A 14,865-nucleotide genomic window follows, 5' to 3' on the forward strand; every position below is an offset into this window, starting at 1 on the left:
ACCCCTTAATTACATAAGGTTTTGCTTTTTTTTAGGTGCTTAACCAACCGAACTGTCGTGCCTTTGTCAGGAATTGATGTGATATCCACTTCGTCCATAAAGTTTTCCATGATTGTAAAACCCATCCCAGAACGCTCTAATTCCGGTTTTGATGTATATAGAGGTTGTTTGGCTTCGTCTACATTCTCAATTCCCATCCCCTCATCCCAAATCGAGATAGAAACCGTTCCTTCTACTATTTCACAATCAATGTGAACCAACCCTCCCGGATAGCCATCATAGCCGTGAATAATAGCATTGGTTACTGCTTCAGAAACCACTGTTTTAATTTCTGTAAGCTCATCCATTGTTGGGTCTAATTGTGTAATAAAAGCCGCAACGGTTACACGTGCGAACGATTCATTCTCACTTAAGGCAGAGAATTGGATATGCATTTCATTCTTCATTAGGAAGCCACCCCCAACGTTTCAAGTGCAAACGCTTCGTTTTCTTCTAAACGAATAATTTTAAACAAACCCGACATTTCAAACAATCTCTGAACAGCAGGAGAGATTGAACAAACCACCATCTCGCCACCCTGTTGCTTAACTTCTTTATATCTTCCTAAAATCACACCTAATCCTGAGCTATCCATAAAGCTTAGCGCTTCTAAGTTCAGAATCACGTGCTTTAGATTTTGCTTTGATAAGATGTCCTGCCAGTCGTTACGTAAATTTTCTGCTTCATGATGATCAAGCTCACCAGATAAGCGAACCAATAAAACATGCTGTTTAGTTTCAAAGTGAACTGAAAGACTCACTGGTATTTCCTCCTTGTTAATGGGTTAATGAGTCTTTCTTCTTTTTTATGCCTATTTCCTGCTCCGTGACAAAACTAGTCTTGGTTCGAGTAAAGGTCTTATATTTAGCGTTGTTTCACCATTTCACTCATGGAACGTTTAAATAACGTCCACACCCCTGCTTCTTCAACCGCTTCATTTACAACTACGTTCGTTTTAGATAACGGTTTACCATTACTTGTAATCGTAAGTGTCCCTACTGTTTCGCCTTTTTGAATAGGTAACGTTAAGTTCTTGTTATACACTAATTTTTCATCTACATTCTCAATCGTTTGACCTTTTTTCTTCAATACAGATACAGATTCACTTGTTACTACATCAACTTTCGTTTTAGCCGCTCGTATATTTTTAAGTGTATCGACTGGTTGATGACGTTCATATAATGACTCCGTTTCATAATGATTAAATGCATAGTCAAGCATTGCGGATATATCAGCATTTCTATCTTTCGGGGTTTCAGCACCCATAACCACTGCAATGACTCTCATATCGTCTTTCTTTGCAGTTGCTGTTAGACAATACATTGCTTCTCGTGTGAAGCCAGTTTTTAAGCCATCTACACCAGTATAAAATTTAACGAGTTTGTTCGTATTCACAAGCCAGAACTCGTTATCTGTACCTTTTCTTAGGTAATCTTCATAAATACTTGTATATTTTGTAATCTGTTCATGCTTCAACAATTCTTTAGCCATCACAGCCATATCATGGGCGGTACTGTAATGATCATTAGCTGGTAAGCCGGTGGTATTTTGGAATTTTGTATTTGTAAGACCAAGTTCTTTTACCTTTTGGTTCATTTGCTTCACAAATGCCGCTTCGCTACCAGCAATCCTCTCTGCTAACGCAACAGAAGCATCATTACCGGAGGCCACTGCGACTCCTTTTAGAAGTTCTTCTACTGTCATTTCTTCACCAGGCTCCAGGAAAATTTGCGATCCTCCCATAGATGCAGCATATTCACTTGCACGCACTTTTTCGTTTAACTTTAGCTTCCCTTCATCTAAAGCTTCCATTATAAGAATCATCGTCATAATTTTTGTCATGCTAGCAGGAGGAAGTGACTCTCCTGAGTTTTTCTCATAAAGAATCTCACCTGTATCACGCTCTAACAGAATGGCTGACTTTGCACTTTCTACCAATTCCGGACCTGACTCTTCTTTCGCATTAGAGACAGGTGCAAACATTGTCATTATCATCGTCATCAAAATGAACCAGACACCTATTTTTTTCATAGAGGTCCCTCCAATCTTTATGTTAGCTATTTTTTCCAATGGAGCAAAATATATAACAACAAAACCAAAAAAATCTTCACCTCACCTATTTAAAGTACTAAATAGTGCCAGGCACCATTTAGCGCTTTAAAGTGATATAGCGCATAAAAAAAGCTCAATGCTAAGGCACTTGATATAAGTGCTCTAAAGCATTGAGCTAGTTTAAGAATGGATCTTATTTATTTTTCTGTTACCATGTCGTGAATAAGAGTTGGGGCTTCTACTTTATTCGTTGTGATTGTAATATTCTCATAAAGCTTCTGTTTTACGTCTTCTACATCCTCTTGGTTCGAATGTATAGTTAGAAGTGACTCTCCTACTTCTACATAATCGCCCACTTTTTTATTTAAGTAAAGACCTACTGCTAAGTCAATTTCAGATTCTTTCGTCGCACGACCAGCACCAAGCATCATTGCCGCTGTACCAAGTTCATCTGCTACGATTTCACTTACAAACCCAGCTTCTTTGGCCTCAAGTTCAACTTTATACGAAGCCTCTTTCATGACACTTGGATCTTCAACAACACGCTCATCGCCACCTTGAGATTGTAAGAACGTCGCAAACTTCTCAAGGGCTTTGCCGTTGTTCATGTTCTCTTGAAGTTTCTCACGCGCTTCATTTAAGGTAGCAGCTTTACCTGCTAATACAACCATTTGACTGCCTAGAGTCAGGCAAAGTTCTGTAAGGTCTTCTGGACCGTTTCCTTTAAGTGTCTCAATCGCTTCATTTACTTCTAGCGCATTTCCGATTGCACGCCCAAGAGGCTGGCTCATATCAGAAATAACAGCCATCGTATTGCGACCTACACGGTTACCAATTGCTACCATAGCTTCTGCTAAATCCTTTGAATCCTCTAAGCTCTTCATGAATGCACCAGCGCCTGTTTTAACATCTAATACAATCGCGTCTGCACCAGCAGCAATTTTCTTACTCATGATCGAGCTCGCAATTAAAGGAATAGAGTTAACGGTAGCTGTTACGTCACGCAGACCATAAAGCTTCTTATCAGCAGGTGTTAAGTTACCTGTTTGACCAATTACAGAAACTTTGTTTTTATTTACAAGCTCAATAAATTCACTTTTATCAATTTCTACGTGGAATCCTGGCACTGCTTCAAGTTTGTCGATTGTACCACCTGTATGACCCAGACCACGTCCACTCATTTTTGCAACAGGAACATCAAGTGATGCAACAAGAGGTCCTAAGATCAGGGTTGTTGTATCGCCTACACCGCCAGTAGAGTGCTTATCAACTTTAATCCCTTCAATTGCGGATAGGTCAATTGTATCCCCACTCTTCACCATTTCCATCGTCATGTTAGCACGTTCTTCGTCATTCATATCTTGGAAGAAGATTGCCATGCAAAGGGCACTTGCCTGGTAGTCAGGGATATCACCATTCGTATATCCTTCAATGAAAAACGTGATCTCTTCTGGTGTTAACGCTTGTCCATCGCGTTTTTTAGCAATAATATCATACATTCTCATGTTTATATTCCCCCAGTATCGTCTTCACTTTTTACAGTGATTTTGTAAGTTCTTTAACAAAGTTTAAAAAGTCCTGACGCACTTGTTGTGTTGTTTCAATTACCTCATCGTGCGTTAAAGGCTGATCCAATATACCAGCTGCCATGTTAGAAATACAAGAAATGCCAAGTACATTCATTCCAGCATGATTCGCTACAATTACTTCTGGCACAGTTGACATACCAACAGCATCTCCCCCCATCGTACGTAGCATGCGCACTTCTGCGCCTGTTTCGTAAGAAGGTCCTGTGTTTCCTACATATACACCTTCTTGCACCTTAAGACCAAGGCGATCTGCACAAGCTTTCGCATGATTTGTAAGCTCTACATCATAAGCTTTTGACATATCTGGAAAACGTGCACCAAGTTCATCATCGTTCTTACCGATAAGTGGGTTGTCCCCCATATTATTAATATGATCCGTAATAATCATAAGATCTCCTGGTTTAAAGCTTTCATTAATTCCACCTGCGGCGTTTGTAACAAATAGCGATTCAACGCCAAGTTGTTTCATGACGCGAACCGGGAATGTCACTTGCTTCATATTATAACCTTCGTAGTAGTGGAAACGTCCTTGCATCGCAATAACTTGCTTCCCTTCAAGCTGGCCAATTACTAATTGCCCTTTATGTCCAGCTACTGTCGATTGAGGAAAATGAGGAATGTCACCATAAGGTATGGTTACAGCACTCTCAATCTCGTCTGCTAATACGCCAAGCCCAGATCCAAGGATCATCCCAACAATCGGCTGTTCGGATAACTTTTGTTCAATAAATTGTGCTGCTTCTTTAGTTTGTACTGCGTTCATGTGTACGTCCTCCCCTTACTTTAGATCTTTTAAGAAACTCTTGCCGTGTTCAGGCATTTTAATGTTAAAGTTCTCTGCAACTGTAGCACCAATATCAGAGAATGTTTCACGTAGGGGTAACTCTTTCCCCTTTCCAAACTGCTTGTTATAAACAAGTAGTGGTACTAACTCTCGCGTATGATCTGTGCCATGGTGTATTGGGTCATTACCATGATCCGCTGTGATAAGTAATAAATCATCTTCATTTAGTTTGTCTAGAACTTCTGGTAGACGTTTGTCAAATGCTTCTAGAGCTTCACCGTACCCCTGAGGATCACGACGGTGACCATATTTCGCATCAAAGTCAACAAGGTTTAAGAAGTTTAAACCAGTAAAGTCTTTATCCATGGACTGTACAAGTTTATCCATACCATCCATGTTATCTTTCGTACGAATCTCTTCTGTAACACCTTCTCCATCGTAGATATCAGAGATTTTACCCAGAGCAATTACGTCATAATTCTCATCTTTCATCTCATTCATCACAGTACGACCGAATGGTTTCAGTGCGTAATCATGACGATTAGAAGTACGTTCAAATTTGCCTTCTTTTCCTACGAAAGGACGAGCAATAACCCGACCAATCATATATTTCTCATCTTTCGTTAACTCACGTACCATTTCACAGATTTCATAAAGTTCTTTAACAGGTACTACTTCCTCGTGAGCAGCAATCTGAATAACAGAATCTGCAGATGTATAGACAATAAGAGCTCCTGTTTCCACATGCTCAGGACCCAATTCGTCTAGTATAGCTGTTCCTGAAGCAGGTTTGTTTCCAATTACTTTACGTCCGCTTCGCTCTTCAATCTCATCGATCAACTCTTTTGGAAATTCCTCAAATGTTCGGAACGGGGTATCAATATAAAGGCCCATAATCTCCCAATGCCCTGTCATTGTATCTTTCCCATTAGAAGCTTCCTGCATCTTCGTGTAATGAGCTAGCGGTTTTTCTGCCGGGTCGATCCCTTGAAGAGGACGGATATTGCTAAGACCAAGTTTGGCCATATTCGGCATGTTGAGTCCCTTCATATGTTCAGCAATATGTCCTAACGTATCAGCGCCCTTATCATTAAATTGCTCTGCATCTGGTGCTTCACCAATCCCTACTGAGTCTAATACGATTAAAAATACACGTTTATATTGTTCCATTAATTCGATCCCTCCTATAAAGTTTACATTCCCTTAATGAACAAATCTATGCAGTTCAGGAAGAGTGGTATGATGTCAGACATCAATTTTTTGGAAAAAATTACGCTCTTGGATGATAAGAGCGGTAAATGTCTGTTAGTCTTGCTTTTGACACGTGCGTATAAATCTGTGTCGTAGAAATATCAGCATGTCCAAGCATCTCCTGTACAGCTCGAAGATCTGCTCCATTCTCTAATAAGTGCGTAGCGAAAGAATGACGCAATGTGTGAGGTGTAATTTCTTTTTCGACTCCCACTTCTTTCGCAACCGCTTTCAATATCTTCCAAAACCCCTGTCTAGACAATGGGCGACCATGATGATTAACAAACAACTCATCTGTTTGGTTTTGCTTTACGAGTTCAGATCTCGAACTAGATAAATAGATTTCCACCGAATTTTTAGCCATGTTACCAAGTGGAATAATTCTCTCTTTTGAACCTTTCCCTAAGCATCGAACAAACCCCATTGTTAAATGAAGGTCACTTACTTTTAGAGATACTAGTTCTGTAACTCGTAGACCTGTAGCGTAAAGCATTTCTAACATAGCTTTATTTCGAATCGATAAAGCGTCCTGCGCGTTCATAGCCAGCAAAGCATCTACTTCCTTCATAGATAAAATCTTCGGAAGTTTCCTCTCTTTCTTCGGTGTTTCAATATGTAAGCTAGGATCTGACTGAGCTAGCTGTTCACGTACAAGAAATTGATGGAAAGCCCTAACAGAAGAAAGCGTTCGAGCGATAGTAGACTGTGAACGGTTAAGATCATTTAAATGGTGCAGGTACTGCATAATATGCGTGCGGGTAATCACACGAACGTCCGAAATCTCAGTATTTTTTTGTAAAAAGGTGACATACTGAGTAAGGTCTCTTTCGTAAGACATAAGGGTATTCTGAGACAACCCTCGTTCAATCTTTAGATAATGAAGGAAATCTTTACGCTCATCTTCCATAAACCATTACTCCCCTAACCGGAAAAAGATCGATAAACGATCTACAATTTGTTCTTCTTCCCATTGAAATACTTTAACAGCTTTACCTTCAGGCTCATCATAACGATGAATCTGTTCGTACTCATCATTCATCATACGTAAACCAAAATAAAATAATAAAGTACACGCTGTAAAAATCACAAAGATTTTTATTGTATCTTTTATTAGTTGTACTAAACGCATCCGCACATCTCCTTTAGTGCTTATGTCCTTTAGTACAAGATATGCCAGAAATTCGGTAAAATATACGAGAAATCTAGTAAAAAAAAGAGAAACACAAGATAAAAGTAACCGATTTCTTTTCATTTGTAAATAGAAATAAACGGATTGGCGTTTTTTATATGCGATAATAGGTGAATCGACGATGGACCCAAAAGTTAACGATCATCTTTTAGAGATTGCAAATAAAAAACCTTTCTTCCAATTGGAAAAAAGGCATTCACACATTATGATTTTACTGTTACAACCTGGCATTTCTTACAGATACCGTGAAACGTAAGTCTGTGGTCCTTAACTTGGAAACCCCAATCACTTTCAACCTGTTTCTCTACATCGATAAGCAGGTCTTCTTCAATTTCTTCAACAGCACCGCATTCCACACAAACAAGATGGTGGTGAAAATGTTCCGCCCCTTCTTTACGCAAGTCGTAGCGAGAGACTCCATCTCCAAAGTTGATTTTATCGACGATCTTTAATTCAGATAATAATTCTAATGTACGATAAACCGTAGCAAGCCCTATTTCAGGTGCTTTTTCTTTTACGAGGAGGTAAACGTCTTCTGCACTTAAATGATCCTCTTCATGTTCGAGCAAAACACGAACGGTTGCTTCACGCTGCGGCGTTAGCTTATAGCTCTGGGAATGGAGCTGTTTTTTAATTTTCTCTATGCGTTGTTCCATGACTGGTCCCTCCCTCGTATATCCATCTTTCATTATAAGCAGATATAGAGAAAGTGTCAAATTATATTCATTACAATCTATTAATTAGAATGATTATCACCTAAAAATCTTAAGATCCATAGATAAATTCTACTACAGCTTTCAACGCACCAGGCGATACATAGGACTCTATAATCGATGCAATACTTAACACCCCAAACAGAATAACAAATATTGCACCGTACCTCATCAACGGAGGCAATAACGGCTGATGCCCTTTCTTTGCCATGAGTTTTTGAAGTAATGTAAAAGAAAAAATCATCGCAATGCTACCTGCCATAATATAAACAGGAATGATAATCAAGTTTTGAGGGGCAATCGAAGCCGCCGCCATGAACAATCCTTTCCACCCCATTTGATTAACAAGAAAACCCACCGAAAACCCTACCACAATCCCTTTCATGAATAACAAGATCCAAATAATCGGCATACCGATCACTGACATACCAAGAATGAAAATGAGTAGCAAGTATTTCAGATGGTAAAAGAAACTACTCTTCAAAAGACTTTGGGCATCACTTACCGTCCCGCCCATCATTTGTTCAAAGAATTGATCAAGATAAAAAAACAAATCCTGCTTTTGAATAACGTTCATACTATTTACAATGACAGCTCCAAAAACGATTCCTATTAAAAATAACAAGCTAGTAAATACGTATATACTAGCATTTTCACGAATGTGTTGAGAGGCAGCGTGTCCTTTGGCGTACATGAGAATCCCCCATTTCTAGCGATCTGTTCTAGTTATTAGGTATTCTATGAAGGATTCTCTTAATATAGACCAAGTAAGAGAGATACTTTTCTATCTCTCTTTTTTTATTCTTCCGTATGTACCTCCACCACCTGCTTCAACTGCTACATGCCCTGAACGGTTTTGTACAATTGTATACGCTAGTGAGGATGGCACGATCGTTTCTAACTCATCTTTAGAACAATGATGGAGAATATTCATTTCTGTACCAAAGGCTTTTAATAACTTCTCCAACGTTTTTGGCCCGAGTTTCGGCAAATACTCTAGTGGAATTTGATGAATATAGGGAGGCCTCTTCCTTGGGTGATCCCCCTCCTTCTTCAACTCATCAATCCGGTCCGCCACACCTTTTACTACAGACGCTTCCTCACAGTGACAATTCTCAAGGGCTTCTGAGCACGTAATGCAAACGGTGGTGTAGTATTTGCCAAGTAGAGGATTCATCCCATAATTTGCAACTATTCTTCTCCCGTGTTTTTCGTGAAGGGAGAGCAACAACTCATTAAACGTACATCTTTCCATTTTAATGCTCTGGTACTCTCGAGCGATTTTAGGAAGCGAATGGGCGTCTGAATTTGTTAAAAAGGAATACGGAGAAAGTTCTTCAATTCCTCCAGCCATCGAGCTATCCGCACTTAGACCAAGTTCAACGCCATCAATCAGTCGGGGATCAAATACTTCCTCAAGAGACTCTACAACCCCTTTCCCATACAAACTTTTAAAAGGGGTAAAAATGTGTGCCGGAATAAATATCCCCCCTTCTGCTTTTACATAATTCTGAAGGTCTCTTGCAGTTCCATACATTCGTTGAGAACTTAACGTTATGTTCGTCACACGCTCACTAAGCCAGACCGTGAAGCGTTGCATAGCTACCATGGTGGGAAAATAACATAAAACATGGATTGGCCCCTGACAGTGCTCATCGTACACCTCCACCTCACAACCTAAAAGAAGGGTTAAAGGACCATAACGAATACCACCTTCTGAGAGCTCCACCGCCTTCCCTTCCTTAATAAGACGAAGGATTTCTGATTGTACATCAGGTACATGACTGTCTATTACCCCTACCATGTCTAATCCTTTTTGATAAGCAGCATGATCCACAATATTTGTAAGAGTTAATTTGTCAGATGCAGTAATTTTAACCGGATCTCCGTATATCGTTCTCCCAATATGAACATGAAGATCTGCAAAATACGTCCCCATTACGACATTAAACCTTCTAACTTCACATAGAGAAGCGCATAAGCTGTTTTCGCATCCCAGATTCTCTGTTCTCTTTCCATTTCTTCAGCTTCTTGCAATGATGCTTCAATCAACTCTACGAATTCATCGTCATCTCCATCCAGTTTGTTCTCTGCTTTCTTCAAATCTTTTGCTAGATATAAATGAACGATTTCATCTGCAAATCCAGGTGATGTAGAGAATGAGGTAACAAATTCAAGGGATTCTGTAGTATATCCCGTCTCTTCTTCTAACTCCCTTTTTGCTGTCTCATCAGGATCTTCCCCTGGCTCTAGTTTGCCAGCCGGGATCTCTACCACTGACCGCTCCAACGCTTTCCGATATTGCTCAACAAGGACCATTTTCCCCTCTGGGGTAATAGGAATAATCGCTACAGCACCAGGGTGTTTAATGAGTTCTCTTTTCGATGTATTCCCATCGGGCAATGAAACATCGTCTACTTGAAGAGAAATCACCTTCCCTTTATAGATTGATTCAGTATGTACGGTTTTTTCTTCGAATTTTTTCATCAATGTAGCTCCTCTCAAGAGTTGTAAGCGTATTGCTTATTTTAACTTTCCCTATTTTAGGGAAAAGGTGTAACAGTTGAGTCTTCCAAAGAACCATTTTAAAATGAAACTACCTTAGCCAGAAAGGATGATAGATTTTGAATAAACGACAACTAGGTTCTTCTAATTTGATGGTATCAGAAATCGGATTAGGTTGCATGACTTTAGGAACAGATGAAAAGAAAGCAACAGACATCGTCAATCGCGCCCTAGATGCAGGGATTAATTATTTAGATACGGCAGACTTATATAACTTCGGTCGTAATGAAGAGATCGTCGGTAAAGCTTTAAAAGGAAGAAGAGATGAAATTATTTTAGGAACAAAGGGAGGCAACCACTTTGACCGAGACAAAGAAGATTGGTATTGGGACCCTTCAAAGTCCTACATTAAAGAGGCGATAAAAAATAGCTTACATCGTTTAGGTACAGATTATATTGACCTTTACCAGTTGCACGGTGGAACGATTGATGACCCAATTGACGAAACTATAGCCGCATTTGACGAATTGGTCCAAGAAGGGCTCGTCCGTTATTATGGAATCTCTTCTATCCGACCGAACGTAATTCGTGAATATGTTAAGCGTTCAAATATTGTGAGTGTTATGATGCAATACAGCCTATTGGACCGGCGCCCAGAAGAAGAAATTTTGGATTTACTAAACGAAAATCAGATTAGCGTACTGGCTAGAGGTCCTTTGGCTAAAGGAATGCTAAGTAATAATGGCCTCGACAAAGTTCATGAAAAAGCTCAAGAAGGCTACTTATCCTACTCTCAAGAAGAAGTGAAACATATGGTCGAGCATTTATTAGGACATTCTTCTGAAGAACGCTCATTACAAGCTTTAGCTTTACAATACGTCTTACAAGATCCTACTGTTTCAACTGCTGTGTTTGGAGCAAGTTCTGCTGAACAATTAGAGCGAAACCTTTCTATGTTAGAAGCTCCTCCTTTAACAGAAGATGTATATGCGCAACTTCAACAGATTACACGACCAATTGTTTACCAGAAACACCGCTAACTAAAAAACAATTCTATTTCAAGAAGCTCCTCACATTTTGTGAGGAGCTTCTTTGTTAGTAAGCGTGTACCTTAATCCTTTATCTTTTTATATTCTGGTTTATTAAAAAGGATATTCCCTGTACTCAGATTGAACACTAATCCATTTAACGGTTGTAAATTTATCTATAGCCCATTCACCACCGAATCGGCCAATTCCAGATTGTTTCTCCCCACCGAAAGCCACATGACCTTCATCATTAACGGATTGATCATTAATATGAATCATCCCCGTCTCAATACGCTTGGCAACTTCAATCCCTCGATATCGATCAGTTGTAAAGATTGATCCGCTTAAGCCATAAGGTGAATCGTTCGCAATTTGGATAGCTTCTTCTTCGTCTTTCACCTTAATCAGTGCAGCCACCGGACCGAAAATCTCATTCTTAGCAATTGGCATATCGTTCGTCACGTTAGACAACACCACTGGATGCATAAGGTTACCTTCTACCTTACCTCCTAGTAACTTTCTTGCTCCCTGATTCACGCTTTCATCGACATCTTGTTGAATGCGCTCCACAGCTTCCTGGTTAATCACAGGACCAACTACTGTATCATCATCAGCAGGGTCTCCTGCTTTTAGGCTCTCTACCTTATTCTTAAAGGCTTCTGTAAACTTATCATATATGCTCTCATGAATAAGGATACGATTTAGTGACATACATATTTGCCCTTGATGCAAGAATTTACCGAATGCAGCCGCTTGAACAGCCCGGTCAATATCAGCATCCTTTAACACGAGCATTGCATTATTTCCGCCTAATTCTAAAGCAGTGTCTTTCAAATGTTTACCTGCTAATTCCCCAATATGACTACCTACTTCAGTGGACCCTGTAAAGGAAATTAATTTTGGAGTTGAATGTTCAACGAATGCATCGCCAATTTCAGAGCCTCGTCCCACTAATACATTAATAACCCCTTCTGGGAACCCTGCTTCGTGGAACAAATCTGCGATTAATAATCCAGATGTAACGGGTGTATCAGAAGCTGGTTTTACCACAACCGTATTCCCCGTTGCAATCGCAGGAGCTATAGAGCGAAGCGCTAAGTGGAACGGGAAGTTCCATGGTCCAATTACACCGATTACTCCTTTTGCAGAACGGTGAACATAGTTGTCTTTACCAGGGACATTAGACGGAAGGATTGTCCCTTCCATACGAGTTGGAAAAGAGCTGGCTTCCTTCACAATCGCAAGAGCCGCTTGAAATTCCACCTGTGATTTAATTTTTGTACTCCCAGATTCTTTAACAAGCCATTCGACGATTTCTTCTTTTCGATCATTCATAATCTTAAGCAAACGATCAAAATAAGCTTGCTTCTCCGCAGGCTTTAATGCTGCCCAACCCGATTGCGCCTTCTCTGCATAGTCGTATGCCTCATTTAAATCGTCTTCATTTGCCGATTGAATCGTTTGAATTAACTCGTTTGAATATGGATTATAATTTTGTACGGTTTTTTCACTAGAACCCTGTTTCCATCTTCCATTTATATATTGTTGAGTAAATGTTGCTGTCATTGTATTGCCTCCTCAAAATAGACTGCTCTCTTGGTTTATCCATTTTCCCTCGAATTAAAACCATTTTGAGCCTATTCATCCTTTTGAGAGAATGTTTTCGTTAACTTTAATTGAGCGTAAGGCGGGCCTGGAAACCACTCGCTTTCCTGTGGGGAGCTGGTGAGCCTCCTCTCCCGGCAAAGCCGGGATCCGGGGTCTCACCTAGGCTCTTCTGCCCACGGGAGTCTCGCAGTTTCCAGGCCCACCTTTGCCATATCGGAATGAACGAAAACATGCTATAAAAGGTGACACCAGACCTCCTAATGCAAACAGCAGGGCCGTTCACCTCTTTAAAGCCAGGGCTGGCTCGGGGACTGCGAGACTCCCGCGGGACAAGGAGCCTAGGGAAGACCCCGCAGAGAGCGAAGCGTTTGAGGAGGCTTCCCAGCTCCCCGCAGGAAAGCGAGTTGTCCCCGAGCCAGCCCAAGCACTCATCAAATGTAACGGCCCCCCTTTCAGCTGAGGTCTTATGCAGAAGAGTCACCTCAGCAATTGGAAAGATAGGGTTCGTTCCTTTGACCCACTTCAAAGGAAACCACTAGCGTTCTTATGTACTAACGACAAACACCTTAAGTATGGTATAATTAGGAAAGATCTCGTCTCTCTATATGAAAAGGGTGGTCGGCTAACCCCTATCCGAAAGGGGGTGATGCCTATCGACGCATATCAAGTAATCATGGTGATGTTTTCGTTTGGTATGTTCGTCCTTTCGCTTCTTAGCTTTGTTGTGAAAATCGTGACAGAGTTATTAAAGCATAAAAAATAGACCTCCCTTCACACGTTTATGCAGGAGAGGTCTATTCATATGGGCCGATCCTCTTAAGTAGAGAGAACGTAGATCATACGACCACAGTTGCAGCTGTGGTCGTTTTTATTATATGCTTTCTACTCTTATAATACCACATCTTTACAGAATGAAAACACGTATTTACCGGTTACTTTTTAAAACTTTTCCAATCAAGATTGCTATCGTTCAGTAACTCTTCAAAGCTTTTGTTTGCTTCACGTTGTTTCCGTTCCTCAATTCTCTTTTGTTTTTCTTCTTCTTTCCGCTCTTCTTCTTGTTTCTTCAAATCAGCTTTTTTAGATTGAAGCTGCTTAACAAGATCATCTTGAAGCAGATCTTTCAATGTACCTTCTTCCTCTTGTCTCTGCCTTTTCTTACTCAACAAACTCCACTCCTTTTTGAATAACTCTAGAAGATAACGAGGCATTTAGCATTTGGTTTGGACTCTTTAAGCGGAACAAACGCCCTGTCCATTCTAGCTTCATCTCTGGTTCGAAAAAGGTTTTTTGCTGTTCGTCTATAACGATTTTGTACTGGTCATTCTCTACCACTTCATCATGTTGTGTTGTTTCATTTGTGAAATACATAATGCGCACGCCATTTACTCCGCATCCACAACCTTCTATATCATAATAAAGACGTAAGATAGGATGATCTTCTATTTGTAATAATCGTAATTGTTCTAATGCTTCGTCCATTATTGTTAATTTCATTTTTAATACCACCTCTTGTCTCTTTTTTATCTTATAAAATCATAACATGTTGAGCAAGAGTTTCGATTGTTCTGTATAAATCGCCTACATTCTCGATTTAAGTTTTGTGCGTACTGTACAAAATACGAATATTTCCTCCCGAAAGAAGGGTATAGCATAGTAAACGCATAATTATGATAAAGGAAAACAGAAAAAATTTCAGGAGGAGATAAAGATGAAATTGCAAGTGCAAAAACCAATCTTTGCAGAGTCTGCAAGTCTTTTTGTGAATACCATGAGTGAGTACGAAGATACAGTGCTACTAAAAAAAGATCATTGGGTAGTGGATGCTAAAAGTCTTCTTGGGGTATTAGCCGTATCCTTACAACCAGGTCAAACAGTTGAACTCGATGTTCAAGGAACTAACGAAGAAGCAATTAAACAATCTCTTATTGAAAAAGAATTGTTTAAGGAAGCATAAGTAAATAATTGATTAAACGAAAGTGACCCTTATTGGTGTGCCATTCATCAGCACTCCCATATAGGGCCACTTCTTTTTTAATGGGGCATTTTGTTTGACAGAGTCTTTTAATAAATTGAATGGGCTACACGTTTCAGTGAACACTCCCCA

The 14,865-nt window shown here is 40.0% G+C and carries 18 protein-coding genes; 3 read left to right on the plus strand and 15 right to left on the minus strand.

All coding sequences use genetic code 11. The features are described from left to right. Positions 1 to 5 precede the first annotated feature (5 nt). From spoIIAB to IEW76_RS02145, 12 genes are all read right to left on the minus strand, one after another. Positions 6 to 446: an anti-sigma F factor gene (gene spoIIAB, locus IEW76_RS02090; RefSeq protein WP_188650424.1), complete on the minus strand. Its 441-nt coding sequence runs from the start codon at positions 444 to 446 to the stop codon at positions 6 to 8. Next, positions 446 to 799 (minus strand): anti-sigma F factor antagonist, encoded by a 354-nt coding sequence (spoIIAA, locus tag IEW76_RS02095; RefSeq protein ID WP_036779570.1) that lies wholly within the window; start codon positions 797 to 799, stop codon positions 446 to 448. The genes spoIIAB and spoIIAA overlap by 1 nt, the downstream gene beginning before the upstream one ends. 104 nt (positions 800 to 903) lie before the next feature. Beyond that, a complete protein-coding gene (locus tag IEW76_RS02100; RefSeq protein ID WP_188650426.1) occupies positions 904 to 2,070 on the minus strand; it encodes a D-alanyl-D-alanine carboxypeptidase family protein in 1,167 nt (388 codons plus the stop codon). A gap of 218 nt (positions 2,071 to 2,288) precedes the next feature. Further along, complete coding sequence (locus IEW76_RS02105) at positions 2,289 to 3,596, minus strand: pyrimidine-nucleoside phosphorylase (protein ID WP_188650428.1); 1,308 nt, start codon at positions 3,594 to 3,596, stop codon at positions 2,289 to 2,291. 31 nt (positions 3,597 to 3,627) lie between these two features. Further along, positions 3,628 to 4,443 (minus strand): purine-nucleoside phosphorylase, encoded by an 816-nt coding sequence (locus tag IEW76_RS02110; protein ID WP_188650430.1) that lies wholly within the window; start codon positions 4,441 to 4,443, stop codon positions 3,628 to 3,630. A gap of 15 nt (positions 4,444 to 4,458) precedes the next feature. Further along, positions 4,459 to 5,634 carry a phosphopentomutase gene (deoB, locus tag IEW76_RS02115; RefSeq protein WP_188650432.1) on the minus strand — a complete coding sequence of 392 codons (1,176 nt, stop codon included), beginning with the start codon at positions 5,632 to 5,634 and terminating at the stop codon, positions 4,459 to 4,461. A gap of 100 nt (positions 5,635 to 5,734) precedes the next feature. Beyond that, positions 5,735 to 6,622 (minus strand): site-specific tyrosine recombinase XerD, encoded by an 888-nt coding sequence (gene xerD, locus IEW76_RS02120; protein ID WP_188650434.1) that lies wholly within the window; start codon positions 6,620 to 6,622, stop codon positions 5,735 to 5,737. Positions 6,623 to 6,628: 6 nt separating this feature from the next. Continuing rightward, a complete protein-coding gene (locus IEW76_RS02125; protein ID WP_036779586.1) occupies positions 6,629 to 6,844 on the minus strand; it encodes a YqzK family protein in 216 nt (71 codons plus the stop codon). Between the two features lie 263 nt (positions 6,845 to 7,107). Then, the gene (gene fur, locus IEW76_RS02130) at positions 7,108 to 7,560 is read right to left on the minus strand and encodes a ferric iron uptake transcriptional regulator (protein WP_188650436.1); all 453 of its coding nucleotides are present in this window, start codon (positions 7,558 to 7,560) and stop codon (positions 7,108 to 7,110) included. Positions 7,561 to 7,669: 109 nt separating this feature from the next. Beyond that, positions 7,670 to 8,311: a stage II sporulation protein M gene (spoIIM, locus tag IEW76_RS02135; protein ID WP_188650438.1), complete on the minus strand. Its 642-nt coding sequence runs from the start codon at positions 8,309 to 8,311 to the stop codon at positions 7,670 to 7,672. Positions 8,312 to 8,401: 90 nt separating this feature from the next. Next, positions 8,402 to 9,556 (minus strand): endonuclease Q family protein, encoded by a 1,155-nt coding sequence (locus IEW76_RS02140; RefSeq protein WP_188650440.1) that lies wholly within the window; start codon positions 9,554 to 9,556, stop codon positions 8,402 to 8,404. Further along, on the minus strand, positions 9,556 to 10,104 hold the full coding sequence (locus tag IEW76_RS02145; RefSeq protein ID WP_188650442.1) for an NUDIX domain-containing protein: 549 nt from the start codon (positions 10,102 to 10,104) through the stop codon (positions 9,556 to 9,558). The genes IEW76_RS02140 and IEW76_RS02145 overlap by 1 nt, the downstream gene beginning before the upstream one ends. 137 nt (positions 10,105 to 10,241) lie before the next feature. Here IEW76_RS02145 and IEW76_RS02150 point away from each other — a divergent pair, with 137 nt between their 5' ends. Continuing rightward, positions 10,242 to 11,162 (plus strand): aldo/keto reductase, encoded by a 921-nt coding sequence (locus tag IEW76_RS02150; RefSeq protein ID WP_188650444.1) that lies wholly within the window; start codon positions 10,242 to 10,244, stop codon positions 11,160 to 11,162. A gap of 102 nt (positions 11,163 to 11,264) precedes the next feature. On the opposite strand, the gene IEW76_RS02155 is transcribed toward IEW76_RS02150, so the two are convergent. Next, positions 11,265 to 12,716 carry an aldehyde dehydrogenase family protein gene (locus IEW76_RS02155; RefSeq protein WP_188650446.1) on the minus strand — a complete coding sequence of 484 codons (1,452 nt, stop codon included), beginning with the start codon at positions 12,714 to 12,716 and terminating at the stop codon, positions 11,265 to 11,267. Between the two features lie 688 nt (positions 12,717 to 13,404). On the opposite strand from IEW76_RS02155, the gene IEW76_RS20930 reads away from it, so the two are divergent. Then, a complete protein-coding gene (locus IEW76_RS20930; protein ID WP_255687396.1) occupies positions 13,405 to 13,521 on the plus strand; it encodes a putative holin-like toxin in 117 nt (38 codons plus the stop codon). A 169-nt stretch (positions 13,522 to 13,690) separates the two neighbouring features. Here IEW76_RS20930 and IEW76_RS02160 read toward each other — a convergent pair whose 3' ends face one another. Together IEW76_RS02160 and IEW76_RS02165 are read right to left on the minus strand one after the other, a co-directional pair. Further along, a complete protein-coding gene (locus tag IEW76_RS02160) occupies positions 13,691 to 13,924 on the minus strand; it encodes a YqkE family protein (protein ID WP_229721085.1) in 234 nt (77 codons plus the stop codon). Beyond that, a complete protein-coding gene (locus tag IEW76_RS02165) occupies positions 13,917 to 14,255 on the minus strand; it encodes an iron-sulfur cluster biosynthesis family protein (RefSeq protein WP_188650450.1) in 339 nt (112 codons plus the stop codon). The genes IEW76_RS02160 and IEW76_RS02165 overlap by 8 nt, the downstream gene beginning before the upstream one ends. Before the next feature lie 214 nt (positions 14,256 to 14,469). On the opposite strand from IEW76_RS02165, the gene IEW76_RS02170 reads away from it, so the two are divergent. Then, positions 14,470 to 14,715, plus strand: coding sequence for an HPr family phosphocarrier protein (locus IEW76_RS02170; protein ID WP_188650452.1), 246 nt, complete (start codon positions 14,470 to 14,472; stop codon positions 14,713 to 14,715). Positions 14,716 to 14,865: the final 150 nt, after the last annotated feature.

This window comes from Pontibacillus salipaludis (assembly GCF_014642405.1).
Taxonomy (GTDB): Bacteria; Bacillota; Bacilli; order Bacillales; family BH030062; genus Pontibacillus; species Pontibacillus salipaludis.

Bases quoted from the DNA above. Each gene is read 5' to 3' on its own strand.
- spoIIM (WP_188650438.1), bottom strand. From the start codon at position 8,311: ATGTACGCCAAAGGACACGCTGCCTCTCAACACATTCGTGAAAATGCT.
- IEW76_RS02100 (WP_188650426.1), bottom strand. From the start codon at position 2,070: ATGAAAAAAATAGGTGTCTGGTTCATTTTGATGACGATGATAATGACA.
- IEW76_RS02170 (WP_188650452.1), top strand. From the start codon at position 14,470: ATGAAATTGCAAGTGCAAAAACCAATCTTTGCAGAGTCTGCAAGTCTT.
- IEW76_RS02165 (WP_188650450.1), bottom strand. From the start codon at position 14,255: ATGAAATTAACAATAATGGACGAAGCATTAGAACAATTACGATTATTA.
- IEW76_RS02105 (WP_188650428.1), bottom strand. From the start codon at position 3,596: ATGAGAATGTATGATATTATTGCTAAAAAACGCGATGGACAAGCGTTA.
- fur (WP_188650436.1), bottom strand. From the start codon at position 7,560: ATGGAACAACGCATAGAGAAAATTAAAAAACAGCTCCATTCCCAGAGC.
- spoIIAB (WP_188650424.1), bottom strand. From the start codon at position 446: ATGAAGAATGAAATGCATATCCAATTCTCTGCCTTAAGTGAGAATGAA.
- IEW76_RS02140 (WP_188650440.1), bottom strand. From the start codon at position 9,556: ATGGGGACGTATTTTGCAGATCTTCATGTTCATATTGGGAGAACGATA.
- IEW76_RS02110 (WP_188650430.1), bottom strand. From the start codon at position 4,443: ATGAACGCAGTACAAACTAAAGAAGCAGCACAATTTATTGAACAAAAG.
- deoB (WP_188650432.1), bottom strand. From the start codon at position 5,634: ATGGAACAATATAAACGTGTATTTTTAATCGTATTAGACTCAGTAGGG.
- IEW76_RS02155 (WP_188650446.1), bottom strand. From the start codon at position 12,716: ATGACAGCAACATTTACTCAACAATATATAAATGGAAGATGGAAACAG.
- xerD (WP_188650434.1), bottom strand. From the start codon at position 6,622: ATGGAAGATGAGCGTAAAGATTTCCTTCATTATCTAAAGATTGAACGA.
- IEW76_RS02125 (WP_036779586.1), bottom strand. From the start codon at position 6,844: ATGCGTTTAGTACAACTAATAAAAGATACAATAAAAATCTTTGTGATT.
- IEW76_RS02145 (WP_188650442.1), bottom strand. From the start codon at position 10,104: ATGAAAAAATTCGAAGAAAAAACCGTACATACTGAATCAATCTATAAA.
- IEW76_RS20930 (WP_255687396.1), top strand. From the start codon at position 13,405: ATGCCTATCGACGCATATCAAGTAATCATGGTGATGTTTTCGTTTGGT.